At 68.6% G+C, this 24,673-nt stretch carries 19 protein-coding genes; 6 read left to right on the top strand and 13 right to left on the bottom strand.

What is annotated here, in order from left to right; translation table 11 throughout:
* Window positions 1–112 precede the first annotated feature (112 nt).
* Window positions 113–592, top strand: coding sequence for a hypothetical protein (locus Sfulv_RS02055; RefSeq protein ID WP_173310715.1), 480 nt, complete (start codon window positions 113–115; stop codon window positions 590–592).
* Here Sfulv_RS02055 and Sfulv_RS02050 read toward each other — a convergent pair.
* Entirely contained in the window at window positions 583–3,372 is a 2,790-nt protein-coding gene (locus Sfulv_RS02050; RefSeq protein WP_173310713.1) for an AfsR/SARP family transcriptional regulator, read from the bottom strand. The two genes, Sfulv_RS02055 and Sfulv_RS02050, sit on opposite strands and share 10 nt — an antisense overlap.
* A gap of 330 nt (window positions 3,373–3,702) precedes the next feature.
* On the opposite strand from Sfulv_RS02050, the gene Sfulv_RS02045 reads away from it, so the two are divergent.
* On the top strand, window positions 3,703–4,239 hold the full coding sequence (locus tag Sfulv_RS02045; RefSeq protein WP_173310711.1) for a hypothetical protein: 537 nt from the start codon (window positions 3,703–3,705) through the stop codon (window positions 4,237–4,239).
* Between the two features lie 150 nt (window positions 4,240–4,389).
* Here the strand turns inward: Sfulv_RS02045 and Sfulv_RS02040 are convergent, their stop codons facing one another.
* The 10 genes from Sfulv_RS02040 to Sfulv_RS01995 form a co-directional block, all read right to left on the bottom strand.
* Window positions 4,390–6,672, bottom strand: a complete 2,283-nt coding sequence (locus Sfulv_RS02040; RefSeq protein WP_173310709.1) for a catalase — start codon at window positions 6,670–6,672, stop codon at window positions 4,390–4,392.
* Between the two features lie 1,199 nt (window positions 6,673–7,871).
* Window positions 7,872–8,834 carry a hypothetical protein gene (locus Sfulv_RS02035; RefSeq protein ID WP_173310707.1) on the bottom strand — a complete coding sequence of 321 codons (963 nt, stop codon included), beginning with the start codon at window positions 8,832–8,834 and terminating at the stop codon, window positions 7,872–7,874.
* A 159-nt stretch (window positions 8,835–8,993) separates the two neighbouring features.
* On the bottom strand, window positions 8,994–9,413 hold the full coding sequence (locus Sfulv_RS02030; protein ID WP_173310704.1) for a peptidase inhibitor family I36 protein: 420 nt from the start codon (window positions 9,411–9,413) through the stop codon (window positions 8,994–8,996).
* Between the two features lie 543 nt (window positions 9,414–9,956).
* Entirely contained in the window at window positions 9,957–11,651 is a 1,695-nt protein-coding gene (locus tag Sfulv_RS02025; RefSeq protein WP_173310702.1) for an alpha-amylase family protein, read from the bottom strand.
* Complete coding sequence (locus Sfulv_RS02020) at window positions 11,569–12,645, bottom strand: TIGR03885 family FMN-dependent LLM class oxidoreductase (RefSeq protein WP_173310700.1); 1,077 nt, start codon at window positions 12,643–12,645, stop codon at window positions 11,569–11,571. Before Sfulv_RS02020 ends, Sfulv_RS02025 begins: the two co-directional genes overlap by 83 nt.
* A 42-nt stretch (window positions 12,646–12,687) precedes the next feature.
* Window positions 12,688–14,388, bottom strand: a complete 1,701-nt coding sequence (locus Sfulv_RS02015) for a glycoside hydrolase family 13 protein (protein WP_173310698.1) — start codon at window positions 14,386–14,388, stop codon at window positions 12,688–12,690.
* A 122-nt stretch (window positions 14,389–14,510) separates the two neighbouring features.
* Window positions 14,511–14,951: a hypothetical protein gene (locus Sfulv_RS02010; RefSeq protein WP_173310696.1), complete on the bottom strand. Its 441-nt coding sequence runs from the start codon at window positions 14,949–14,951 to the stop codon at window positions 14,511–14,513.
* A gap of 144 nt (window positions 14,952–15,095) precedes the next feature.
* The gene (locus tag Sfulv_RS31380) at window positions 15,096–15,407 is read right to left on the bottom strand and encodes a hypothetical protein (protein ID WP_344571363.1); all 312 of its coding nucleotides are present in this window, start codon (window positions 15,405–15,407) and stop codon (window positions 15,096–15,098) included.
* Between the two features lie 700 nt (window positions 15,408–16,107).
* Window positions 16,108–16,905 carry a hypothetical protein gene (locus Sfulv_RS02000; RefSeq protein WP_173310692.1) on the bottom strand — a complete coding sequence of 266 codons (798 nt, stop codon included), beginning with the start codon at window positions 16,903–16,905 and terminating at the stop codon, window positions 16,108–16,110.
* 354 nt (window positions 16,906–17,259) lie between these two features.
* On the bottom strand, window positions 17,260–18,393 hold the full coding sequence (locus tag Sfulv_RS01995) for a glycoside hydrolase family 12 protein (RefSeq protein WP_173310690.1): 1,134 nt from the start codon (window positions 18,391–18,393) through the stop codon (window positions 17,260–17,262).
* Window positions 18,394–18,955: 562 nt separating this feature from the next.
* Here Sfulv_RS01995 and Sfulv_RS01990 point away from each other — a divergent pair.
* Both Sfulv_RS01990 and Sfulv_RS01985 read left to right on the top strand, forming a co-directional pair.
* Window positions 18,956–19,672, top strand: a complete 717-nt coding sequence (locus Sfulv_RS01990) for a hypothetical protein (RefSeq protein ID WP_173310688.1) — start codon at window positions 18,956–18,958, stop codon at window positions 19,670–19,672.
* 170 nt (window positions 19,673–19,842) lie between these two features.
* Window positions 19,843–20,439, top strand: coding sequence for a hypothetical protein (locus Sfulv_RS01985; protein WP_173310686.1), 597 nt, complete (start codon window positions 19,843–19,845; stop codon window positions 20,437–20,439).
* 218 nt (window positions 20,440–20,657) lie between these two features.
* On the opposite strand, the gene Sfulv_RS01980 is transcribed toward Sfulv_RS01985, so the two are convergent.
* On the bottom strand, window positions 20,658–22,160 hold the full coding sequence (locus Sfulv_RS01980; RefSeq protein ID WP_173310684.1) for a glycoside hydrolase family 43 protein: 1,503 nt from the start codon (window positions 22,158–22,160) through the stop codon (window positions 20,658–20,660).
* Between the two features lie 461 nt (window positions 22,161–22,621).
* Here Sfulv_RS01980 and Sfulv_RS01975 point away from each other — a divergent pair, with 461 nt between their 5' ends.
* Window positions 22,622–22,939 carry a hypothetical protein gene (locus Sfulv_RS01975; protein WP_218578030.1) on the top strand — a complete coding sequence of 106 codons (318 nt, stop codon included), beginning with the start codon at window positions 22,622–22,624 and terminating at the stop codon, window positions 22,937–22,939.
* Between the two features lie 31 nt (window positions 22,940–22,970).
* A complete protein-coding gene (locus Sfulv_RS01970; protein WP_173310682.1) occupies window positions 22,971–23,255 on the top strand; it encodes a hypothetical protein in 285 nt (94 codons plus the stop codon).
* Between the two features lie 190 nt (window positions 23,256–23,445).
* Here the strand turns inward: Sfulv_RS01970 and ppk2 are convergent, their stop codons facing one another.
* Window positions 23,446–24,402 carry a polyphosphate kinase 2 gene (gene ppk2, locus Sfulv_RS01965; RefSeq protein WP_256669220.1) on the bottom strand — a complete coding sequence of 319 codons (957 nt, stop codon included), beginning with the start codon at window positions 24,400–24,402 and terminating at the stop codon, window positions 23,446–23,448.
* Window positions 24,403–24,673: the final 271 nt, after the last annotated feature.

The following is a 24,673-nucleotide window of genomic DNA, read 5'->3' as shown; positions in this document are numbered from 1 at the left end:
GAGAAGTGTGCGGTGATGCGGGGCGGTTGGCACTATGGCGCACCCACCCCTGCTTGGGTACCGTGCACTCGTTGCCATCGTCGTGCATGCCACTCACGATCAGGGGATCTTCATGCGCCTGGAGAAGAGCACTGCCTACCTTGCAGTTTCGGGAGCAACTGTGCTGGCTGTCGTCGGCATCTCCAGCCCTGCCCAGGCCGGCTCTTCGATGTGTCTCACGAAAGCTGTCTCCAGTTCCACCCCTGGGCTCTCCATGCAGACCTGTGGTCACGGGCTGATGAATCAGGCAAACGGTCAAGTGCTTGTGTACATGGTCAATGCGGATGTGGCAGTGCAGCACTACGTACGCGACATCTCGCTTACCTATGGCCTCGGCAGCTCCGGAGTAGGCTACGGCGGCTGGACCTGTGTCGTGAACAAGTGGATGAAGAGCGGCGACTCCTTCAAATGCACCACTGTCTCAAGTACGGTCAACCAGAATTACGGAGCTTGGTGGTCCGCCCAGTCCACGGTCGACTACTGGAACCCTTCTCTCGCCGGTTATCGGGAGACCACCGACAAAGTCTCCATCTACGTCGACGGTTACAACTGATCAGGTTGCGCCGGCGGCTGGCCTGCCGCTCGGATGTGGTGGTGCAGGATGGCGGCGTCGGCGTCCAGCCCTCGGTCGGTGTAGATGGAGGCGGCTTCCTGCCAGCAGTCGACCGCCTCGTTCACGCGTCCGAGGGCGAGTAGGGACGTCGCGAGGACGGTGAGAGGTCCGGCGAGGGTCTCTTCCTGGCTGCCCAGGGACGTGCGGCCGAGCGCGATGGCGTGTCGGCAGTGAACGATCGCTGTGTCGTGGTCGCCGATGCCCTGCCGGCCCACGGCGATGGCGGCGAGAGCGCATGCTTCGCCGTCCGTGTCGCCGAGCTCGTGTCGCAGTGCCGCGCTGCGCGTGCCGCAGTCGATGGCCTGCTGGTGGTTGCCGAGGTCGGAGTGGAGTGCGGCGAGGTGGCCTTCCGCCACCGCTTCCCACCGTCCTGTATCGAATCCTCTGCTGAGCAGGCGGGCCTCGTCGAAGTGGTGCTGCGCCTCGACGAAGCGGGTCTGCCGGCGCAGTAGTTGGCCGAGTTCGATGCGGGCGGCGATCTGGATGTGGACGTTGCCGGCCTCTTGGGCGAGCCGGCAGGCACCACCGAGGTCCGCCTGCGCGTCGGGGTGTTGCAGGTGTGCCAGCGCTTCTCCTCGGGCGAGCAGGGCGTTGGCTTCGTGGACGGTCCGGCCGGACCGCCGCGCCGCGCGCAGAACCGCGCTCGCGGTGTCGACGCGTTCCTCCCAGCCGCCCATGAGCACGAGGAAACCAAGAGCGTCGAGGAGGTACAGGGCGTAGTCATCCATGGTGCGGTCCACTGCCTGGTACAGGGCGGCGATCAGGTTGGCTCGTTCGTCGGTGAACCAGGCCCAGGCGTGGTCACGGTCGGCCACGGGGTGGGGGTGGGCAGGTTCGGCGACCGTGGTCACCACGCGTGTGCAGGTCGGGTAGAGCCGGCGGTCGGCGGTGTGAGCGGTGTGGCTGTACCAGGTGAGCATGGCGTCCAGGGCGTCGCGGCGCCGGCCCTCGCTGTCGTGTTCACCGGCCAACTCCTCCGCGTAGGCCCGCAGGAGGTCGTGGAAGCGGTATCGGTCGTGTGCGACGGGTTCGATGAGGTGGGCGTCGGCCAGCGCGTTGAGCAGTTGCCGGGTCTCGCGTGGTGGCCGTTGCGCGAGGGCCGCGGCCGCGGGTGTCGAGATGTCCGGACCCGGATGAAGACCCAGACGCCGGAAGAGATCCGCCTGCCCGATGGACAGCTGATCGTAGGACCAGGCGAGTACGTTGCGGACCGCCGCGTAGGGGTCGCGGCCCCAGCTCAGTGCGTCGAGCCTGGAGTTCTCCTCGGCGAGCTCGGCGACTATGTCGGCGACGGAGACATGTCCGTACGCAGCTGCGCGCCCCGCGGCGATGCGCAGCGCCAGAGGAAGGCGCGCGCACAGCCGGATGAGGTTGTCCACCGCAGCCGGTTCCGCTCGGGCCCGATGAGGGCCGATGATGCCGACGACCAGGTCCAGCGCCTCGGACGGGGCGAGCACGTCGAGAGTGAGACGGTGTGCGGCCTCGGTGATCACCAGGCCGGTCAGGCTGTCGCGGCTGGTCACCACCACCATGCAGCCGGGTGCTCCGGGCAGCAGCGGGCGTACCTGCTCGGCACTGTGCGCATTGTCGAGCACGATCAGCATGCGCCGTCCCGCCGCGAGTGTGCGGAAGAGTCCCGAGCGGGCGCCGGTCCCAGCTGGTACCGCCGCCGGGTGCACGCCGAGCGCGACCAGGAAGTCGTCGAGAGTCTCATCCGGACTCGCGGGCTTGCCGGGACCGTATCCGCGGAGGTTGGTGTGGAGTGTGCCGTCGGGAAACCGGTCCTGGACACGGCGGGCCCAGTGCACCGCGAGCGTCGTCTTGCCCACTCCGCCCGAGCCGTCCAGTGCGGAGATCACCACGGCCTGCCCGCCGGCCGGCGGCAGCAGGGCGTCGAGCGCGGCCAGGTGATCAGCCCGGCCGATGAAGTCACGGACAGTCTGCGGAAGTTGGCGTGGCACTGGTGGGGCGAGGGACCACGGCTGCCTCATCGCGGGCACGCGATGGATACCCCGGGTGCGAGGGTCCGGGCGGGGCCTGGGTTGTTCGCCGCGCAGGATCTGCTCATGCAGGCGCCGCACATCCGGCCCGGGGCCGACGCCGAGTTCCTTGGCGAGACGGGTTCCGAGGCGATGGAAGACGTGCAGCGCGTCCGCGCGTCGGCCGCAGTGGACCAGCGCCTCCATCCACCGCATGTGCAGGGTTTCGCGCAGTGGATGGTCGTGAGCGAGATCTGCCAGGTCGTCGGCGACCTCGTGGTGCTCGCCGAGCTCCAACCGCCATGTGACGGACAGCTCCAGCGTGCGGAGCCGCTGCTCGTCCAGCCGTGCGGCGGATCTGGCCAGTGCCGCGGTGCCTAAACCCTCCAGGGCGCTGCCGCGCCAGAGGTCCAGCGCCGTTCGGATCACCCCGACTGCCTGCTCCAGCCTTCCTTCCGCCGCGTGGCGACGGCTGTCGGCGACCCCAGTGGTGAACCGGAGCGAGTCGAGGTCCTGTTCCCCGACCCGGATCAGGTAGCCGGCGTCCTCAGTACGGATGAGCCGCTGTCCGGTGTCGCCCAGCCGTTCACGCAGCGCCGAGACCGAGTTCTGCAACTGCTTCACAGCGGTCACAGGGGGCTCGTCGTCCCAGGTCATGTCGACGAGTCTGGACAACGGCACCACCGAGTTCGGCGCCAGTAGCAACGCGGCCAGTACCCGCTGCCGACGCGCTCCGGGCACCAGTAGCCGTTCCTGGCCCGTCCGGACCTCAAGCGGCCCCAGAACGCGAAAGTCCATCCCCCGAACCGCCCCCGTCACCCAAAGTAACCCGTTGGAGCATAGCGTGCGCACGAATGATCGCTCAACGCCTGTGATGACGCGCTGATGACGCAATGGTGACTGCACACGAGAGGGTCGTCGACGTCGCCACCCAGCCCCGGTCGCCGGGGCCGGGGCGAGGGCACGTCGTCCTCGTCCCGCACAACCCGGGCCGGTGGTCGATCGGCGGCCAGGCGAGGAAGGAAGCGAGATACCTCGCGCGGAGCATCACCAACAAGAGGACGGAAAATCATGAGGAAGCTCATCAGCAGTCTGTTCGTCATCGGCATCGTGCTGATCGCGACACCGGCTTCGGCCTCACCCGGGACGGACCCCACACCGACGGCCTCGACCGGGCCGTACTGCTCGACAAGCCTGAGCACCGGGCGATCCGCCTGCTTCGAGAGCGAAGCCGCCCTGAAGCAGCACGTGTCGGCGTCAGCGGAGCTGGATCTGGTCTACCTCTACAACTGGTACAACTTCCAGACGGGAGGTGGCTACAAGATCCTGACCGGCAGCCACGCCTGTTCGGCGGACACCAACACGGTGGAGTACTACGACGGCAACCTCGGCAACGACACCTGGTATCCCAACGGGTTGAACATGAACGACACCGTCACGTCGGTCAAGACCGCGTACCAGTGCGACATCAAGTTCTTCGAGGGGACGAACTTCACCGGAGCCTCCACCTCGTACATCAACCAGTGCTCCTTCCTCGGCGGAGGAGGAACAGGGGACTGCCCGGCCGGCAACTGGAACGACAGGGCCAGTTCCTTCTACATCAGCTGACAACCGAGCGCGCGACACGAGCCCCTCACAGGTGGAGCTCTGCGCCCCGGCCGTGACCTTCCCTGGTGACGTCACCGGCCGGCCGGCCGAGGCCGGATCGCCGCTGCGGGCCTTTGGCGGCCCGCAGCGGCGATCCGGCTGTTCTCGGAATCAGATCTGCGGGGTGAAGCGTTCCCAGACGCGGTGGGCGCCGAGGAGTTCGGTGACACCCTGCAGTACGGCGGCGCCGCTGTCGGCGGTGACCACGCCCGGCGCGCCGGTGGGCACGCCCGCCGCGGCGAGGGCGCTGTCCCCGCCGCCCCAGGCGCCGATGGCCTTGCCGTGGCGGAACGCCTCGTTCACCAGGAGCAGGGCACGGGGATCGGTGACGACATCCGCCGCGGTGCCGGGGTTGTCGGCCTTGGCGTCCCTGGCACCCGCCGCGTCGCCGCCGGTGCCGGGTGCCCCGGCGAGCAGGATGGCATCGAACTCGACGGACCGGGCGGTGGCGAAAGTGCGCTGGACGGTGACGGGCTCGCCGTCCGCGTCGAGCTTGCCACCGGCCGGGGCGATGACCAGGGGCACCATCCCGGCGTCGAGCACCGTCTGCCGGACGGCGCGTACCCCGTCCAGGTCGGCGTGGGCGTCGGCGACGATGCCGATGATCCGCCCGTCGAGCGGCCACACCTGGCCCAGCTGGGACAGCGCGGGGCTCGGCTGCGGGTCGGTGAGCCCCGCGTCCGGGCCAGGGGCGGGCAGACCGAGCCCTGCGGCGACCTCTTCACAGAGCTGGGTGTCGATGCGGGCGAGTACGGTCAGCGCCCGCTCCTTGATGGCCTGCTCGTAACATTTGCCGAGTTCGAAGGTGTAGGCGGCGATGATGTGCTCGCGCTCGACCGGGGTCATGCTGAGCCAGAACTGGCGGGGCTGGCTGTAGTGGTCGTCGAAGGAGGCGGGGTTCTCCCGCACCTTGCGGCTCGCGGCCACGGCGGCCGGGGCCTCGATGAACGCGCTGGTGTCCTCACCCGCGAGGAACGGGCAGCCGCCGTCGAGGGAGTTGGGCCGGTACGGTGCGACGCCGCGGTGGACCGCGGTCTGGTGCATGCCGTCGCGGAGCATGTCGTTGACAGGGGCGTGGGTGCGGTTGATCGGCAGCTGCGAGAAGTTGGGGCCGCCGAGCCGGCTGAGCTGGGTGTCGAGGTAGGAGAAGAGGCGGCCCTGGAGCAGCGGGTCGTTGGTGACGTCGATGCCGGGGACCAGATTGCCCAGATGGAAGGCCACCTGCTCCGTTTCGGCGAAGTAGTTCGACGGGTTGGCGTTGAGGGTCATCAGGCCGATCGGCTGGACGGGTGCGAGCTCCTCGGGGACGATCTTCGTCGCGTCGAGCAGGTCGATGCCCTCGAACATCTGGTCCTCGGTGTCCGGGAAGACCTGCACACCCAGTTCCCACTGGGGGAACGCGCCTGCCTCGATCGCGTCGGCCAGGTCCCTGCGGTGGAAGTCGGGGTCCACCCCCGCCGCGATCTGCGCCTCCTCCCACACCAGGGAGTGCACGCCCAGCTTGGGCTTCCAGTGGAACTTCACCAGCGTGGTGGCGCCGGCGGCGTCCACGAGGCGGAAGGTGTGGACGCCGAAGCCCTCCATCATCCGGTAGGAGCGCGGGATACCTCGGTCGGACATGTTCCACAGGGTGTGGTGGGTCGCCTCCGTGTGGAGGGTGACGAAGTCCCAGAACGTGTCGTGGGCGCTCTGCGCCTGGGGGATCTCCCGGTCCGGGTGCGGCTTGCCGGCGTGGATGATGTCGGGGAACTTGATCGCGTCCTGGATGAAGAACACCGGGATGTTGTTGCCGACCAGGTCGAAGATCCCTTCCTCCGTGTAGAACTTCGTCGCGAATCCCCGGGTGTCGCGCACCGTGTCGGCCGAGCCCCGCGAACCCAGCACGGTCGAGAACCGTACGAACACCGGAGTCTCGACGTCCTTCGCCAGGAACGCCGCCTTCGACAGCTTCGCCGCCGTGCCGTAGCCGCGGAACACACCGTGGGCCGCTGCTCCACGCGCGTGCACGACCCGCTCCGGGATGCGCTCGTGGTCGAAGTGGGTGATCTTCTCCCGCAGGTGATGGTCCTGCAGCAGCACCGGACCGCGCGGGCCCGCCTTCAGTGAGTGGTCGGTGTCGTGGAGCCGGGCGCCCTGCGCGGTGGTCAGGTAGGCCCCGCTCTGCGCCATCCGGGCCTGCTCGGCCCCGGTGGGCTGCCCGGTGGGGCTGACGGTCTCCGGACCGTGCTGGTCCGCCTTGGGCGGCAGCGGCTCCAGCGGAGTGGTCGGTTCCTCGACCGGCGGGGAGACCGGTCCGGGTTTGCCGGGAATGCCGTCCTGCGGACCGTCGCCCTCACCGCGGAGCGTGTCCGCGATTTTTTCCGCTGCGGCCTTGACGGGGTTCTGCTCGTTCATCTTTTACTCCTTTGTACGTTGCGTTCAGGGGAAATCCGGGAGATGCGGCCGGGAGCACGGCGAGTGCCCGGCACGTTCACGCGGGCGGGTGGCTGCGGGCACCCGGTGGCGCCAGGTGTCACCCGGGCCACCGGTCCACCGCCCGTCTTCGGCGGCAGTCACGCTCCTGGAGGCACCGGCCTCGCTGAGGTGCCGGAGCCGGACCTCCACGAGGGAGCCGTTGACGCGGATATCGCAAGCCGGTCGGGCTGGGGTGGCCGGACCCGTCGTGCCCCAGCCGCCCGAGAGGCGGAGTGTGCGGCCGGCCAGGGTCGGCGCATGCATGCGCTGACCAAATCGTCGGTGCCCGGCGTCTGCCGGAAGGCCAGGTGACCGCCGACAGCGCAGCCCGCGCTCACTGCGGCCGGCCCGGCCGGCCCGCACAGCCGGCCGCGGGTACGGGCGGGGAGGGGAACCGGGTAGCAGGTCCCACCTGCCGCATCGGACGCTGCGTGCACCGGCCCGACACGCATCTGGAGGTGCCGCAGCTCCGCCCAGTCCGTCCGTCCGGCCGCCGCAGGGGGAAGCGCGGCCGCCAGGCCGTCCGCCACCGCGCACGGGCCGCCCGCTGCCGGCCTCGTACTGAGTCCGGCACCGCGGCCGACCTCAAGCCCTTCAGGGGCAACCGCACCGTCAGCGGATGTACGGGACGACCCAGCCACCGGCCGTGCGGAACATCCCCGATCCGGCCCAGGGACAGTCCCCGGACCGCACCTCGCGCCGCGTCGGCCTGCGGGTCCACGCGGTCGGAATGCCCGACACGGTCGATCATGGGGGCCAGGACCTGCCCCGGCCCCGCATCGGACGGCGAGACCGTGCGGGGAGCGCACGTCGGCCTGTCCCGCGTAGCAGAGGTATCCATGCACCTCGTTTAACCCACCAGCGCCCCTGGGAAACAGGCGAGATCGAGGCCATCGGACGCGAAACAGCCTGCCGCACCGCCGCACAGCGGGCACAGCCCTGTAAGAACTCCTCCGGCGTACCGACAAGCACTCACCCGGATCGCCCAGACACCCCGTCACCGCGTCCGGCCGCTCGGTCCCGCAGCGCTTGCCGTACCCGGACGCTGGGCGTTACCGCACCTGCTCATGGACGGCACCAGACGGCCCACGGGGGAACTGGCTCGGTGGGCCGGGGAGCCTGGGGGATCGATCTGATGCTCAGTCCTTCAGGACTTCACCGGCGACCTTCAGTTGCGCCTCGATGGACTTCCGTACCTGATCGAGCTCCTCGGCGTGTCGCTCAATCGCCTGCTTCTGGTAGGCGACATCGACGGCGTACCAGACACCCGCGACATTGTTCTCCATTTTGCACACGGCATCCGTGGTCGCGACGGTCTTCTCCTCCGGAGACGCCTTTTCGCCGGACCACTTCTTATCACTGGATGCATCGACCGGGGTTCTGTAGTGATATCCCTTCCGCTCCATGCAACGCGACCACTTGGCGAAGACGGCGAGCACACGCTCATCTCGGAGCGACCTACCGAAGCTGTCGAGATTCACGTCGTTGGCGATCTCCACGTCCCCGTAGTTGCCCAAGGTCTGCTGTGCCTCGCCGATGCAGCCCCCTTCGGGTACCGTTCGGCCATTGAAATCCTGACCACCCTTGCCCGTCTTCTCGCCAGGTTTGTCAGTGCCCTGGAGGACCATTCGCTCTCTCGGGCCGACCTCCGTCCGCTGCTCCTTGGCTGCTCTCATCTCGGCATCCGATTCGGTGCCGGAGGAGTGGGCTCCGGGATTCTCGTACCCGTGGACGGCGGTTTGCGAGGGATCCAGCTTGCCGTATCGGTACTGAGAAATACGCTGGCCGGTGGGCCCCGAAGTAGGCATGGGTTCGTCATAGGTGATACCGAACCGCTTCATGCATCGCACGCGCAGCACGGACTCGGCCCTTCCGAGTTCGGTCCACTGTTCTTCAGTGAGCAGATACGCCTCCACGGGGACGGGATCGATCACTGCCGTGGTGATCTTCGGTATCTCGACTGCGGCAGGACGGCCTGGGCCGGCACCATCCGCCCCCGCCCCGGACCGGCCGACGGGAGGGCTGGTGCAGCCTGCGAGCAGTGCCGCTGCCAGCGAGGCCGGCAGTGCAGCCAGAAGGGTGCGGTGGAGGGAATGTCCCATGGGCGTTGGTTCCCTTCGGAACTAATATCTGGAGGTGCGGGGATAAAGGAGGGGCACTCCGCCAGGTCTGTCGGGCGGAGTGCCCCTCGTCACGCAATGTACTCAGCTACGAGGCAGAAGAAGCTCCAGGAGAAGCGTTCCGTCGCAGCTTCGGGGTGCCTAATTCGTTCCGTAGTCGATGAACTTCCCGGATGCGTTGTTGTTCTTCATCGTCGCGTTGAGGTTTGCTTTTCCATTCTTGGCAATGGTCTGGTAGGCGTAGGAACCGTCGTAGTTCGAGTTGTAGTAGATGCGCACTCGGCTGAGCCTGTCCCAGTTGTCCACAGAAGCAGCGTTGTTCTTGACCTGCTGGCCAGCCCCGGCGCTCCCGTTGATGCTGGCTTCGAAGTAGCGACCGGCATAGTCCGGGGTGTCGTACAGCTGGTCGAAGAGTGCACCCTGGTAGTCGGAGTTGTAGTGCAGGCAGACGTGGAAGTCGCTGCACGAGATGATGGCGTTAGCGGGGGTCGCGAAAGCCAGGGTGGATCCGGCGACGGTCAAGGCAATGCCGGCGGATGCGGCGAGTCGCTTGAGGTGCATCAGATTTCCTTACGTGAGACAAGGGGAGTGGGGATTTCCTCATGGCACTCCCCGTCCAAGGGAGGAGAACGCCATAAGCGCATCCGTGTCGACCTCGGCTGGAGTGGAGTGCGAAATCCGGGGAGGAAGAGACTTTCAGGCGGCGACATGTACGTCGGGGTGGTTACACGCGTCAACGCCGACCCGAGCTCGCTCCCTGCGGTGGCCAGAAACTATCAGGCCCCATGACGGAAAATTGACGCAACGTCACCGCTATCGGGCGGGCTCCGTAAGGTGATCTCTCTAATAGGGCTCTACGGTTGACGCGGAAGACGCTGTAGAGGTAGAGGGCTGGCGTGGAGTTCCCTCTTGCATGCTCTGCGGCGCAGACAGCCCGCACCGCAGAGGTTTGAGGTGTCATCAGAACGGCGCGTTCCGGGGGCCCGGGGAGCGCGCGAACGATCAGATCTCGTTCCACGGGACAGCCGGCCGATCAACGACGTGATCCGGGTGAGGGTCCGCCGCTGATCGGCCCAGCCGTGCGCCGACTCCCTTACGGGAGGCTCAGACGGCAGTCGTACGGTCCGGGTCGTCCAGGGGGGTGTTCACCCGCAGCCAGAGATAACCGTACGGCTCCAGCTCGGTGCGGACGACACCGCCGGCGGCCGACTTCAGGGTGTCGCCGGTGAGGATGTCGGTGACCAGGCGACCGCCTTTCAGCCGGGGGACCGTCATGGTCGCGGTGACCGGGCGGTCGGAGAAGTTGTGTACGGCCAGGACCGCCCCTTCCGCGAGCGAGCTGATGTGGGCCAGGACGCCGGGGTCGTCGGTGTCGAGCACCTCGTACGTCCCCCAGGCCAGTTCCGGTGCCTCGCGGTACCGCTCGATCAGTGTCCGCATCCGTCCGAGCAGTGACCCCTGGTCGCGCGTCTGGTCGTGCACGTTGACCTCCTTGGGCCCGAACGCGCCTGCCACGACCGGGTTGGGCAGGGCGTCGCCGTCCGCGGTGGAGAAACCGCCGCCCTTGTCGGGGGTCCACTGCATCGGGGTACGCACGGCCTGCCGGCCCTCGGCGGCGAGATTCTCACCCATCCCGATCTCCTCGCCGTAGAAGAGGACGGGGGTGCCGGGCAGGGTGAAGAGCAGGCTGTAGGCCAGTTCGACCCGGCGCCGGTCGCCCGCAACCATCGGCGGCAGCCTGCGGCGCAGGCCACGGCCGTAGAGCTGCATGTCCTCGTCGGGGCCGAAGGCCGCGAACACCTCGGCGCGCTCGTCGTCGTCGAGCTTGTCGAGCGTCAGCTCGTCGTGGTTGCGGACGAAGGTGGCCCAGTGCGCGTCGCGGGGCGCACCGGGGCGCTCGCGCAGGGCGGCGGCCAGCGGGCCCGCCTCGCCCCGGGCCATCGACAGGTACATCCGCTGCATACCGATGAAGTCGAAGCACATGGTCAGCTCGTCGCCCCGGCCCGACTCCGGCTCCCCGAAGAACTTGGCGGTGTCGGCGTAGGGCAGATTGACCTCACCCAGCAGCACCGCGTCACCGTTGCGGCGCCCGACGAAGGCCCGCAGATCGGCGAGGTACTCGTGCGGGTCGGGGAGGCGGTCCGCGTCCTCCTGGCCGTCGGTCTCCAGCAGGAAGGGGACCGCGTCGACGCGGAAGCCGGACAGCCCCAACTGCAACCAGTACCCCATGATGCGGGCTATCTCGTCACGTACCGCGGGGTTGGCGACGTTGAGGTCGGGCTGCTGTTTGAAGAAGCGGTGCAGGTAGTACTGGCCGGTGGTCTTGTCCAGCTCCCACACACTGCGCTCGGCGTCGGGGAAGACCACGCCTTCGGGGCCGTCCTCGGGCGGGGTGTCGCACCAGACGTACCAGTCACGGTGGGCGGACGTACGGCTGGAACGGGCGTCCTGGAACCACGGGTGGTGGTCGGAGGTGTGGTTGACCACCAGGTCCGCGATGACCCGGATACCCCGGTCGCGGGCGGTCCGCACGAACTCGGTGAAGTCGCCGAGCGTGCCCAGTCGTGGGTCGACGCCGTAGAAGTCGGTGATGTCGTAACCGTCGTCGCGCTCCCGGGTCGGATAGAAGGGCATCAGCCACACACAGGTGACGCCGAGGCGCACCAGGTGGTCGATCCGCTGGGTCAGGCCGGCGAAATCGCCGGTCCCGTCGCCGTCACTGTCCTGGTACGTCTCGACGTCCAGGCAGTACACGACCGCGTTCTTCCACCACAGGTCGGAGGTCCGGGTCAGTCTCATCGGGCACTCTCCGCGAGGTAGGGGTGGGGCGGGTCACGTCGAGCTGCGGGAGCACCTCGGCGCCGAACGCGTCGATGAACGCGCTCTGCTCCCGGCCGACGTGATGCAGCATGACCGCGTCGAAGCCGAGGTCGGCGTACTCCTGGAGCCAGGCCGCGTGCCGACCGAGGTCCGCCGAGATGTTGACGGACTCGGCGACCTGCTCGGGCGTGACGTGCTCACTGACGCTGTCGAACAGCTCCGCCGAGTCCAGGTCCCAGCTCACCGGCGGTCCGTGGACGTTGGTGCGCCACTGGTCATGGGCGAGGGCGAGGGCGGTGTCCGGGTCGCGGTCCCAGCTGAGGTGGACCTGGAGGTGCAGCGGGCCGACGCCGCCGGCGGAGCGGTACGCCTCCACGATCCGGCGCAGCTTCTCGGCGGGCGCGTTGACGGTGATCAGGCCGTCGGCCCACTCCGCGCACCAGCGGGCGGTGGCTTCGCTGCACGCGGCGCCCACCAGCGGCGGCACGGTCTCAGGGCGGGTCCACAGCCGGGCCCGGTCCACGACCACCAGTCCGTCGTGACTCACCTCCTCACCGTGCAGGAGCGCCCGGATGATGTCGACGCACTCACGCAGCCGCGCGTTGCGGACATCTTTGCGCGGCCAGCGCGCGCCGGTGATGTGCTCGTTGGACGCCTCTCCGCTGCCCAGCGCCGCCCAGAAGCGGCCCGGGTACATGGCGGCGAGGCTGCCGATGGCCTGCGCGATGATCGCCGGGTGGTAACGCTGCCCCGGCGCGTTGACGACTCCGAACGGGATCTGGTCGGTGGCCTGGAGCGCGGCGCCGAGCCATGACCACGCGAAGCCGGACTCTCCCTGCCGGACACTCCAGGGCGAGAAATGGTCCGAGCACATAGCGGCGGTGAAGCCGGCACTCTCCGCGCGGACGGCCGCGGCCAGCAGGTCGGCGGGAGGCACCTGTTCGTGCGAGGCGTGGAATCCGTAGACGGTCATGGGGTGCGCGTACCCGGTCCCGCCAGGATCACCGACGTGAGGTCACCGTGTCTGCCGGTGCACCCTCGCCTCCCACGGTGCGAGCACCAGCCGACCGGGTGCCGCGGGAGCGGACGGGCCGTTACCCAGGACGACTTCGGCACCCTCCCAGCCGTCGGGCAGATCCACGGCGACCGTCTCGCCTGTGAAGTTTCCGGCGACGAGCAGCTTCGTGTGTCCGAAGCTGCGGGTGAAGGCGTAGATCCGCTCGTCGTCAGGCAGCAGCATGGTGAAGTCGCCGTGCACCACGGCCGGTTCACTGTGCCGTAGCGCTATCAGCCGCCGGTAGTGGTGGTAGACGGAATCGGGGTCCGCGCGGGCGGCGGTGGCGTTGACCTCGGTGTGGTCGGGGTTGACCGGCAGCCAGGGGGTACCGGTGGTGAAGCCCGCCTGCGGCGAGGCGTCCCACTGCATGGGGGTACGGGCGTTGTCCCGGCCCATGGCCTGAAGACCGGGCAGGATGTCCTCGGGCTTCGCTCCGGCGCCCAGCGCCTGCGCGTAGTGGTTCAGGGACTCGATGTCCCGGAAATCCTCGATGGTGCGCAGCGGCGCGTTGGCCATGCCCAGCTCTTCGCCCTGGTAGATGTACGGCGTGCCCCGGTGCAGGTGGAGGACGGTGGCCAACATGGTCGCCGACCGTGTCCGGTGGCGGGGCCCGTCGTCGCCGAACCGCGAGACCACACGAGGCTGGTCGTGGTTGTTCCAGTACAGGCTGTTCCATCCGACGTCCGCCAGGCCGGTCTGCCAGCGGCCCAAGGACGCCTTCAGGTCGGTCAGCCGCAGTGGCCGGGGATCGAACTTGCCGTCGCCGTGGTCGAGTCCGACGTGCTCGAACTGGAACACCATGTCGAGTTCGGCACGCCGCGGGTCGGTGAACAGCCGGGCCTCCTCGACGCTCACCCCGGGCATCTCTCCCACGGTGAGCAGCCGGCCGGGATACCGGGCGATCACCTCCCGGTGCATTTCCTGGAGGTAGTCGTGGATGCGCGGGCCGCAGACGTAGTGGGGCGATCCGTCGCCGAACGGCCCGTCGCCGTGCAGCACACCGTCCGGCAGCTCCGGATCCTTGGAGATCAGGTTGACGACGTCCATCCGGAAGCCGTCCACACCGCGCTCCAGCCACCAGCGCATCATGGCGTACACGGCCTGCCGGAGGTCGGGGTTCTCCCAGTTGAGGTCCGGCTGCTGCGGCGAGAAGAGGTGGAGGTAGTACGTGTCGCTCAAGTCGTCGCGCGCCCAGGCCGGGCCGGAGAAGAACGAGCCCCAGTTGTTGGGTTCGGCGCCGTCACGGGGCGGACGCCACCAGTACCAGTCACGTTTCGGGCTCTCCGGGTCGCGCGAATCCTGGAACCAGGGGTGCTCGTCGGACGTGTGATTGACGACCAGGTCCATGACCAGCTTCATCCCGCGTTCGTGCACGGCGGCCAGCAACCGGTCGAAGGCCGCCAGATCACCGAACACAGGGTCGATGTCCTGGTAGTCGCTGATGTCGTAGCCGTTGTCGTGCTGCGGCGACGGGTAGACGGGGGACAGCCACAGCACATCGACGCCCAGCTCCGCAAGGTGGTCCAGCCGGCCGGTGAGCCCGGCCAGGTCGCCGATGCCGTCCCCGTCCGAGTCGGCGAAGCTGCGGGGATAGACCTGGTAGACGACCGCGGTCTTCCACCACGGCTGTTCGCCTCGCACCTCGGTGTCGGCCACCATGGAGGTCTCTCTCTCGCCTCGGGAATCAGGGGACGTCGATTCCCTTCCCCGGACACGGCGGTTGTACCGGAGGGCCGTGCAGGAGAATGCCTACGGAGAACCTGCCATCGGGGCACGAAGGGTCAGCGGCGGCCGGTGGCCAGCGTGACGAGGAACTGGCCGCCGCCCGGCTCGATGTCGGCGGTCACCGGCAGCCCCGGTACCAGGCGGGAGAACCGGTCCACCAGCCAGTCCGCCGCCTCCTGGGCGTCCCGCCTGGTCGGACAACGCCCCACCATCTCGCGGCCCCCCTTGCGCTCCAGCCTCCCGGCAACCGTGATCAGCGGCGCGGGTTCGACCACGTACAGGCGGTCCGGCCAGGCGATGACCACCTTGACCGCGCCCTTGCGGGTGTTGCATCCGCGGTGCGCGAGCCGCTCGGTGACCTTGGCCTTGCGGTCGGCGGTCCGGCTGTCGACGCTGGGGCCCCGCGGGTCGTTCACCGACTCGTCGGGGTCGACCGGTTCGTCACACACCCAGCATCGCCAGCCGTCGCGCTCGGCCACATCATCAAGGAGACTCATCCGAGCAAAGTAGCCTGCCCGGCCGCCACCTCGCGCACCAGGGCCGCGGCGAGGTCCTGGTGCCCGCCGGCCTGCCTCGCTGGGGCGCGGGTGTCGCCTCGGCACGGAGTCCGGTCGCGGAGGACGGTCGAGGGGCAGACGAGCTCAGTCCGGTGGGGGATGGTGCGGGCGGGGTTCTCGCTCGTCGACGGCGACAGCGAGACACGCGGCGATCAGCACGACGTTCTTGATGATGTACTGCCCCTCCAGGGTGGGGGCGGGCGCGGTGCCGTCCCACATCTCGGCGGGCAGGATGAACAGCGCCGAGAAGACGCCGGCCATGTGGGCGAAGAACGCCGCCAGCGCCAGCCGTAACAGCACCCCGGTGACCAGTCCGATGCCGATCGCGGTCTCCAGAAGGGCGAGGAGCAGGCAGGACGCGCGTACGGGCAGAAGATCGAAAGTCAGGACATTCATGGTCCTGATGGCGACGCTTTCGGCGGGACTGACCCCGGGAAAGAACTTCATCAGGCCGAACCAGAGAAAGACCAGACCCACGGAGACCCTGAGAACGGTCGTACTGTGCGGACGGTAGCGGTCCCGGGCGACGGCCAGTGTCGCGCGAATCCCGCGGGGCGGTTCACCGGTGCGTCCCGCCGGCGCGGCACTGCGCCGGCTTTCGTGGCTTCTGGTTCTCACGTTCTTCCTCCTCCAACTCGCGGAGCTCTTAGGCGAAGGCGCGTCCCGTGCCGCTGGTGGCGCGGGCGGTTCCACCGCCCCACCTGCTGACGGTCATCCTCTGCGGCCCCAGTCACAGGCTTCCGAGGGCGTTTCACGTCCCCCTGCCGGGGACGACGGGGGAGACGACGGCATGCCGCACCACGGTCCCGGCCGGTACGCACCCAGCAGGTGGCACAGCTGGAGCTCCCCGACCGGAGCCCCGTCGACCGCGAGGCCCGGGTCAGGTTGGCGGCCGGACCTGAACGACGCCCTGCTCTCGTCGGCGTCGGAGCAGGGCCGGTTCGGGCACCCGGTCTTCAGCTGGTCGAGCAGGCCGGGGCAGGCCGTGGTGGACCCGGCGGCGCGGGCTGGAGGCGAAGACGTACGAGGAGGTACTCAGGCTGCCGGCCGCCCCGCCCCCGGGCCGGGGTGACGTCATGTGCCGTTGCGGTCCTGTTCAGCAGCCGATCCGGTCGGCGTCCAGCGCGATGTCGTCCATCCGCACGTCGTAGGAGGACGGGCTCGGGCTGCCCTGGTACAGCTGCCAGCCGATCTTCACCGTGTCGAACCGAGGGAAGACGAAGTCGGTGTCGGCGCCATCGTGATGACCGGTGGAGACGGTGAGCTCCGGCTTGGCCCGGCCGTCGATCCAGAGGGAGATCTCGTTGTCGGAGGCGTCCATCCGCCACTCCACGCACTGCCACACGCCCGCGCGGGCCGGCGCCGACTCGCGCCAGGCCGTCCAGTCGCCGGTCGGGCCCCCGTCGGAGCCGATGCCCCACAGGTTCTTCCCGGCCGTGGGTACGTACTGCCCGCCCAGGGGGCGCACGTATCCCGGTCCCTCACCGGTGGCCTCAACCATGGTCCAGTGCGCCCAGTCGGGGGCGACGGGGAAGGCGCCGACGCGCAGACGTACCCGGCCCCAGAAGCTGTTGCCAGGCGGCTTCACGTCGCTGACCTCCAGGAACGCCCGGCCGTTGTCCTCGGTGCGGATGCGCAGGTGCTTGCTGTGGCGGCTGGCGTCCCGCTCGACGGTCAGTGTGCCGTTCGCGCTGTCGGTGGTCCAGCCGCGGCCCTTGGCCTCGCCCGGCGGCAGGGCGGCGAAGTCCTCGCAGAACATCAGGGTGCGCGAGGCGCAGGTACGCGCTTCGGACTTCCCCGCACGGTGGTCCGGGCCGGGGCCGGAGCCCCACGACACGGGCGCGGTCGTCGCCGACAGCAGCCCCACGAGGGCGACGAGCATGGTCTTCTTCATCTGTGCAGCCTCCAGTCCGGGTTCAGGTGCCGATGCGGCACCTTCGCCTCATTTCCGAACAGAACCCTTGCCCCAGGAGGCCGACGAGGCCGGGGTCGCCGGTTCGGCCCGCGGTCCGAACGGTCTCAGTAGCGGTGCGGCCCTGCTGCATCCCACATCAGCCGCGGCCGGGCGAGCCCCACGCCGTGGAGGGCGGGCGAAGCCGGTGGCCTGCGGTGAGAACGACCACAGGCCACCGGTCCTCAGACGCGCTGTCTCACGCGGGGGCGCCGTTCCATGGCGCCGTCCTCCGCACGGAGCGGTAAACGTGCGACTCCTGCGAGGCGCCGCCGGAACAGCAGGTCCCCTGGCGTACTAAGCCACCGTGCACGCCGTCCCGTTGAGGCTGAACTGCGTCGGCTTGGCGAACGTTCCGGTATACGTGCCCTGGAAACCGAACGACTGGGTGCCGCCGGCAGGTATCTGCGCGTTGGAGGACGTGTTCGTCGCGGTCACCGCGCCGGAGGACGGGCTGACCGTGGCGTTCCAGGCGCTGGTTACGGCCTGGCCCGCGGGGAGCGTGAAGGCGGTCTTCCACCCGTTCACGGGCGCCGTACTCGTGTTGGTGACCGAGACGTTGGCGGTGAAGCCGCCCGGCCAGGAGCTGGTGCCGTAGGAGACGCGGCAGGCGCCCGGTGCCGGTGTGCCGGGGTCACTCGGACCACTGCCGCCCGTGTTGACCGTCGACGAGAAGGAGTTGACCTTCAGGCCCGCTCCGTTCTGCCAGGGTTCGAACCCGGCCTGCACGCTCGTCAGGTACCAGGAGGGCTGGGCCATGCCGCGCGCCACGGTCGCGTCGACGAAGTCCATGACGTCGAAGCTCCAGCTCGAGATCGCCGACGGTGCGACGAAGGAGATGACGTCATTGGCACCGTTGCTGCCGGTCCAGATCTCCCAGGTGCGGCCTCCCACCGCCGCCGTGCCGACGCGCGAGCCGATCGGCTGGATGGCGCCGGCCCGGTTGAACCAGATCATGATCTCCGTCCTGCTCACACCGTCCTTCTTGGGCGTCGGGTCCAGCCAGATGTCGTACGAGGCGTTGTAGACCGCGTTGGAGACGTAGCCGTAGGAGATGCTGCTGGGCGCGCTGCTGATCGTGCTCAGCTGGATCGGCAGGTTGGTGCCGGGGGAGCAGTTCGTGTAGTGGCAGCCGTTGTAGACCGAGGGATAGGACTTGGGAGCCCCGTTGGTCGGGACCGATCCGTCGGCCCGGGTGAGCTCGAAGCCGGTCGCGGTGGCGTTGACGCACTGCGTGGCACTGGTGCCCCAGCGATTGTTCTGGACCACATAGCGGCCCTGGATCGTCGTGGACCCGAACTGGTCGCAGATCAGGGTGTCGGCCTGGGCGGGCCCGGCCGTCGTCACGAGAGCGGCCATCGACGCCAGCACTGTCGCCATCGTGGCGAGGGCGGTGCGGGCGGAGCGGACTCGGTTGAGTAGCGGACTCATGCGGACCCTTTCCGTAAGCGTGGGGGGTGGGAGCGCTCCCAGTTCTTACTTAGGTCGGGACTGTAGGGACGGACGGAGGCACTGACAAGACCTGTGACCGAACAACTCGTCCGGGATGGCGCCGAGTTGACGCCGGGCTGCGGGACGGCGAGGGCTCGGGCGCGTAACATCTTCTGGCCGCCGGGTGAGGGTTTATCGAGCCGAATTCCGTCACCCTGGCCCAAGTCGCTTCCGGGAGGCTTGCACGGGGGCGCTGACCAGGGAGTCGTCCGTGACGGACGTGGTGGCGGCCGTACTCCGGAAACAGACCGCCTTGCGCCCGTGCCGAGGTCGGCCAGGTACGGGACGTCAACTTCTTGGCTTGTTCACGTCAGGTTTTACCCGTTGACGATCGCGTCCCCACTCTCCACAGTTAGGCATCGGTCCACGGTGGGAGCGCTCCCGCAAGTCGGGTTCGATCAGCAGCCGACTGACCGCTTCGTCGTACTCCCGTCCCCACCGCGTGATCCGGGCCCTCGGATCACGCCTCCCCATCCGCCCTGCCCGCTCAGGAGGAACTCCCATGCGCACCACCTCTCTACGGCCGATGCTGGCCACGTTGGCCGCACTGGCCCTGGTGCTCGCCGCGGTCGCCGTCCAACTCACTCTCTCCCGGCCGGCCACCGCTGCCGCCGGACAGACCACAGTGGTCTCCGGCGGTCCGAGCACCTTCACTCAGCAACTGCCGACGGGCGGGGCCTCGCAGTACTCCACTCCGCTGGAACGCTGCCACACCAGTCCCAGCTATCCCCTGGGTGGCACCAACCCGATCCTGAGCGAGCCGCTCACCACAGCCTTCACCTCCAACGTCCCGCTCTCCGTCAGCGTGAAGGCCGACAGCACCAGCGGTTACGGGGTGCGGGAGCTGGTCTTCGTCAACCGCTCCAGCAAGCCGATCCACCTGGACTGCGGCGTCCTGATCTTCCGCGCCCCCTCGGGCTCCGACCAGCACCACTACGGCGCCTCCCAGGCATTCGGCCACCCGCAGCAGGACTTCCTCGAGGTCAAGCGGGGTGACGGAACGTCGTTCTACATCGCACGGCTCGGCTTCCACGACGTGCCGCTCGCACAGCGCGGCATCGACCCGGGTCACACCTGGGTCTACAGGCTCGGAGGGTCCGGCCAGAGCGCGCTGCCCCTGGAAGCGACACGTGACTCCATCCGCTTCATCGCGGACATGAACGTCTCGTCCAACACCGACCTGGTGAAGAAGTACGGCACCAACCGCTACGCCAACTGACCATCCCGCGCCTCCCGGCGCTTCGTGCACCGGGAAACCACCGGCCGACCTCCCACCGCGGGTCGGCCGGGCGAGAGCCGCCGCGGGGGCCGGGCGATCACCCCCCGGCCCCCGCGGCCCTCGCCTTCGCCCCGGAGACATCGAAGGCATCGGAGACGGAGAGATCGTCCATGCAGAGACTCGTACACCGACGTGCTGACGGGCCGCCGGCGGGCCTCACCGCCCCCGGGGCGCCCGTCGACGCCGTGCCGGGGGCCCGGCACACGCGGCGTACCCGGCTGTTGCGGTTCGGTTCGGTGATCGTGGTTCTGATCGTGATGGTGCTCGTCAGCCGGGCCCAGGACACCGGTGGATCGCCCACCGCCTCGGGGCGTTCGGCGGGGGACGGTGCGACGGCCCTTCAGGCCGCCAGGTCGGCGGCGCAGACGCATCTCGGGCTTCTCTCGGGCGGTGACTGGTCGGCGGCCTGGAACGGATGGAGCGGGGACGCCCGGCGCCAGGTGCCGCGTGACACCTATGTCGGCACCCACCGGATCTGTCATCCGCTGCTCGCCGTTCCCCTCGAGGTGGAGAGGGCCGCTTCGGTGGACCGGCGCACGGTCGAGATCCACTGGCGCGGCGGAGGGGTCACAGGCACCCTGCTCATGGTGTCCGAGGACGGTGCCTGGCGGGTGGCTCCGACAACCGCCGACGTACGGCCGTACGCCAAGGGGGCCGCGGCGGCCGTCGCCGAACTGCGCCGTCGAGGCGAATGCACCATGCGGTGAAAGCCCGGTACCGGCTGCGACGCGGTCGTTCTCCGGCCAGGAGAACGACCGCGTCGCAGCCGGCGTGCCGTGATCCCCGTCAGGCGTCCCCTCCTCCTCCGTAGGACGTGTCGCCCTCCTCCGACAGGGACCGCGGACCGCCGGAGTGCGCCTCGCTCACAGACGACAACCGTTTCCGCGGCAACGCGGCAACGTCCGTGCCTGCCTCGGACGTCGGGTCAGCGTGCCTGTCCGACCGCCACGTTGTCGAAGGAGGCGGAGGTGTTGAAGACGCGGACACCGTTCGCGCCGCTGGGGTACGTGGAGTCGGTGACGGAGATCTTCGGTGTCGTCATGTCGTCGACGTACACCCTGATCGAGGAGCCGACGGCCGTGACGCGCAACCGGTGGGTCGAGCCCGGGGCGATAGGCATCTGGGCGGTCCCCAGCTGGGTCCAGTTGTCATTGGCCCGTCCGAGCACGACCCTGCCGTTCGGGCCGATGCCCGCGTAGTAGCCGGAGTAGCTGTCCCAGCCGACCGATGGCCGGGTCGTGCGGAACGTCAGGCCGGCGTCTCCGGCGCCCGAGTTCAGCGTCACGTCGGCGTCATAGGTGAAGTCGGCGAAGTTGGTGTCGAGCAGCGCCTTGCCGCCGAGGTCGTTCTCCACCCGGTAGCGCCCGTCGCGGACCGACCAGGAGCCGCCGTACGTCTTCCAGCCCAGCGCGTTGCCGTCGGCGAAGTTGTCCTTCACCTGCATCGCCACCCGCCGGATGGTCCCGTCGGAGTTGAAGTACAGCCGGTCGTAGGCGAGTTGACGGTGGTTGCCGTCCGTCTCGCTGAGCGGGCGGCGGTGGTAGACGATGTACCAGATGTCGGTACCGGGCACGTTGACGACCGAGTGGTGGCCCGAGCCGCGGGCGACGGCGGGGTCCTGGGCGAGTACCTTGTCGAGCTTCCTGAAGGGGCCGGTGGGCGAGTCGGACATGGCGTAGGACACGGAGTAGTCCGGGCCCGTCCACCCTCCCTCGGACCACATCAGGTAGTACCGGCCGTTGCGCTTGAACATGTAGGAGCCCTCGGTGTAGTTCTCCGGAGTGATCTCCTTGTAGGTCGATCCGTCGGCATGGGTCGCGAGGCTGGTCATATCGGGGTTGAGCTTGACGACGTTGGCGTGGTGCCAGCCGCCGTAGTACATGTACGCCTGACCGTCGTCGTCGATGAAGACGTCCTGGTCGATGGGCTGGGCACCGTTGTGGAACTGCGAGATCAGCGGCTTGCCGAGGGCGTCCTTGTACGGCCCCTCGGGGCGGTCGGCGACGGCCACGCCGATACCGCCGAGCTGGGAGTTGTTCTGGATGTCGTTGGCCGCGAAGTAGAGGTAGTACTTCCCGTTACGCTGCACCGGCGCCGGCGCCCACAGGGCGTACTTGGCCCAGGAGATGTTCGCCGTGTTCAGCACGTTGGGGTGTTTGGTCCAGTTGACCATGTCGGTGGAGGAGAACGCGTCGAGCGAGGTCTGCTCGTAGTAGCCCTTCGACGTCGTGGGGAAGACCCAGTAACGGCCGTTGTAGACCTCGGTGTCCGGGTCGGCGTACCAGCCGTCGACGAAGGGGTTGCCCGCCTCGGAGGTCGAGTACTCGGGAGCGGCGACGGCGGCGGAGGGGACGAGCATGGCGATGAGCCCGCCGGCCAGCAGCGAGGCACAGGACCTCGCGATGAGCCCGGTTGTTCTGACAGTCATGACTGGAGCTCCGATGCAGGGAGGGACCGCCTGGTGAACCAACAGGAACGAACAGGTTTCAATGAGATTGCACACTCTGTCCGGCGCACGTCAAGAGGGCGCACGTCCCTCCGTTGCGTATCGGTCGGAGACCGATACGCAACGGAGCCGATCAGGCGCCCTCGCCGTCTGCGCCGTCGACCACATCGACGGACACCCCTGCGCCTCAGGCGATTTGCTGGGAGCAGGACGCTCGCCCGGCGTCAGGGAGCTCGGGGCCCGAGCCCTGCTTCCCTCTTCCTCGCTCATCCCGTAGCGGGGTCCCGGAAGACAGCTCCAGACGCCGCGCACCCCTTGGCTCATGGAGGAACTCCACCGAAACTGAACACTCAAATCGCGACAACGTTGTCGTCATGAGTGAGGGACTCGATGCCCGTCCTGTGCTCTGGACGAGGAGGCCGTCATCCCTCACCATGCTTGTCATGAACCTGACCTTGAAGCAGGGTGTCGCTCTGTCCGCGACCGCCGTCCTCGCCCTGAGCGCCGCAGGTGTCGCCCAGGCGGAGCCGACAGTTCCGACGCACGCGGTCATCGTCTGTGACAGTGCGAGCTTCTACGCGAACTATGACAGTGCGTCAGGTCCGGTCGGCCTGAAACGCGTACTGCTCCGCGGTGACAAGGTCGGGCACACCCGCGGTGCCCACCCGGTCTACAACGGCTGGGCGGCCACCTTCGACTTCGGGCCCAACGACTGGGGCTTCGTCAGGCAGGAGTGCCTGGGCGGTTTCGGATCGTGGTGATCGAGCGCCTCGACGAACGGAAGGACCACTCATGACCCGTACCAGCAGGCTCGCCGCTCCGGCTCTGGCCCTTGCCGCGATCACCGTCATGACTGTCAGCCCTGCCGCCGCCGACAACGGCACCGTGGGCCAACGCGAAACCGTCTGTGCCCAGGACCTCTTCGTCCGGGTCACCGCCCCTCACGGAGCGTGGATGGGGACCTTGTACCGAGGCCAGACCTTCCTGGTGGAACAGGGCGGCGGGGACTGGGTCTACGGTTTCGCCTACGGGGACATCAACCGGCGCGGCTGGGTGCAGAACGGCTGGTTCTGCTGAGCCCGGTGATCTTCCTGGCCGTGCCGTGCCGTGCCCCGCGCCCCGCACGTCGGCGGGGCGCGGGGCACGGAAGGCCGCCCCAGTCGGGAACATGATCCGCGAACCGGAATCCTGCGGTGCCGGCGAGCTGTGAGCCACCAGCCCTCTCGGTTGTCAGCCGTGTGCCGTCCCGCCAGGACCGGCCCGTTTGTCAGTCCTTCTCGTCCGGGTGGCGGCCCGGACCCTCGGTCTGCGGCGACAGCGGGGTGGGGGAGAGGACGGTGGGCTCCTCGCCGTTCTCCAAGAGGGTGTCGGCCGAGCCGATGATGAGCGGATCGGCCTCACCGACCACCTCCGGGTCCCGGGCGTCGTAGTCGCAACGCAGCAGCAGGTGGCGCATGGCCTCCAGCCGGCCGCGGCGTTTGTCGTTGCTCTTCACCACGGTCCACGGCGCGTGCGGAGAGTCCGTCGCGCGGAACATGTCGACCTTCGCCTCGGTGTAGGCGTCCCACAGGTCCAAGGAGGCCAGGTCGGTGGGGGACAGCTTCCACTGCCGTACGGGATCGACCTGACGGATGGCGAACCGGGTGCGCTGCTCGCCCCGCGAGACCGAGAACCAGAACTTCACCAGCACGATCCCGTCGTCGGTGAGCATCTTCTCGAAGGCCGGGGCCTGCGTGTAGAACCGCTCGTAGTCCTCGGGAGTGCAGAAGCCCATGACCCGCTCGACGCCCGCGCGGTTGTACCAGGACCGGTCGAAGAAGACGATCTCCCCGGCGGCGGGCAGGTGCGTGACGTAACGCTGGAAGTACCACTGACCGCTCTCGCGCTCGGTGGGCTTGTCCAGCGCCACCACCCGGGCCCCGCGCGGATTGAGCCGCTCGGTGAAACGTTTGATGGTGCCGCCCTTGCCGGCCGCGTCGCGGCCCTCGCACACCACCACGATCCGCTGGCCGGTCTCCCGCACCCACTTCTGGAGCTTGAGCATCTCGATCTGGAGTATGCGTTTCTGCCGCTCGTACGGCTGGCGGCGCAGCTTCTCCTCGTACGGGTGGTTCTCCCGCCAGGTCTCGAGCGGCTTGCCGTCGCCGTCCAGCAGGATGGGCTGCTCGGGCCGCTGCTCGTCCACCCGCAGCCCTTCGAGGAGGACCGCCTCGGCGTCGGACACGTTCTCGCGGCCTGCCTCCGCCGTCGCCGGCCTTCCACGGTCAACCACAGGTGAACCCCTTCACTTCTTGCCTCGCCTTCTTCACGATACCGTCCTGAAATCGGTCGAACCGGATGAGATCGGGCTCAGGTCGCATGCCGTGCGACCAGCCGCCCGCGTCCGAAGTGGAGGAACGGGGAGCCGTGAGGCGACTCGGTGGACCTGTCGTGTGCCCGGTTACGGGCCGGGCATGTGCGGATGTGTCGTGCACCGCTTGGCGGAACGCGCCGTT

This window comes from Streptomyces fulvorobeus (genome assembly GCF_013167895.1).
Taxonomy (GTDB): domain Bacteria; phylum Actinomycetota; class Actinomycetes; order Streptomycetales; family Streptomycetaceae; genus Streptomyces; species Streptomyces fulvorobeus.
The sequence above is the reverse complement of the archived record's forward strand: the minus strand, read 5'-3'. Positions and strand labels throughout refer to the sequence as shown.

Excerpts from the sequence above, each read along its gene's own strand:
- Sfulv_RS01980 (WP_173310684.1), bottom strand. The coding sequence starts at position 22,160 with ATGACTGTCAGAACAACCGGGCTCATCGCGAGGTCCTGTGCCTCGCTG.
- Sfulv_RS02035 (WP_173310707.1), bottom strand. The coding sequence starts at position 8,834 with ATGGGACATTCCCTCCACCGCACCCTTCTGGCTGCACTGCCGGCCTCG.
- Sfulv_RS02030 (WP_173310704.1), bottom strand. The coding sequence starts at position 9,413 with ATGCACCTCAAGCGACTCGCCGCATCCGCCGGCATTGCCTTGACCGTC.
- Sfulv_RS31380 (WP_344571363.1), bottom strand. The coding sequence starts at position 15,407 with ATGAATGTCCTGACTTTCGATCTTCTGCCCGTACGCGCGTCCTGCCTG.
- Sfulv_RS02000 (WP_173310692.1), bottom strand. The coding sequence starts at position 16,905 with ATGAAGAAGACCATGCTCGTCGCCCTCGTGGGGCTGCTGTCGGCGACG.
- Sfulv_RS02025 (WP_173310702.1), bottom strand. The coding sequence starts at position 11,651 with ATGAGACTGACCCGGACCTCCGACCTGTGGTGGAAGAACGCGGTCGTG.
- Sfulv_RS01985 (WP_173310686.1), top strand. The coding sequence starts at position 19,843 with ATGCAGAGACTCGTACACCGACGTGCTGACGGGCCGCCGGCGGGCCTC.
- Sfulv_RS02015 (WP_173310698.1), bottom strand. The coding sequence starts at position 14,388 with ATGGTGGCCGACACCGAGGTGCGAGGCGAACAGCCGTGGTGGAAGACC.
- Sfulv_RS02020 (WP_173310700.1), bottom strand. The coding sequence starts at position 12,645 with ATGACCGTCTACGGATTCCACGCCTCGCACGAACAGGTGCCTCCCGCC.
- Sfulv_RS02040 (WP_173310709.1), bottom strand. The coding sequence starts at position 6,672 with ATGAACGAGCAGAACCCCGTCAAGGCCGCAGCGGAAAAAATCGCGGAC.
- Sfulv_RS01970 (WP_173310682.1), top strand. The coding sequence starts at position 22,971 with ATGACCCGTACCAGCAGGCTCGCCGCTCCGGCTCTGGCCCTTGCCGCG.
- Sfulv_RS02045 (WP_173310711.1), top strand. The coding sequence starts at position 3,703 with ATGAGGAAGCTCATCAGCAGTCTGTTCGTCATCGGCATCGTGCTGATC.
- Sfulv_RS02010 (WP_173310696.1), bottom strand. The coding sequence starts at position 14,951 with ATGAGTCTCCTTGATGATGTGGCCGAGCGCGACGGCTGGCGATGCTGG.
- Sfulv_RS01990 (WP_173310688.1), top strand. The coding sequence starts at position 18,956 with ATGCGCACCACCTCTCTACGGCCGATGCTGGCCACGTTGGCCGCACTG.
- Sfulv_RS02055 (WP_173310715.1), top strand. The coding sequence starts at position 113 with ATGCGCCTGGAGAAGAGCACTGCCTACCTTGCAGTTTCGGGAGCAACT.
- Sfulv_RS01975 (WP_218578030.1), top strand. The coding sequence starts at position 22,622 with ATGAACCTGACCTTGAAGCAGGGTGTCGCTCTGTCCGCGACCGCCGTC.
- Sfulv_RS01995 (WP_173310690.1), bottom strand. The coding sequence starts at position 18,393 with ATGAGTCCGCTACTCAACCGAGTCCGCTCCGCCCGCACCGCCCTCGCC.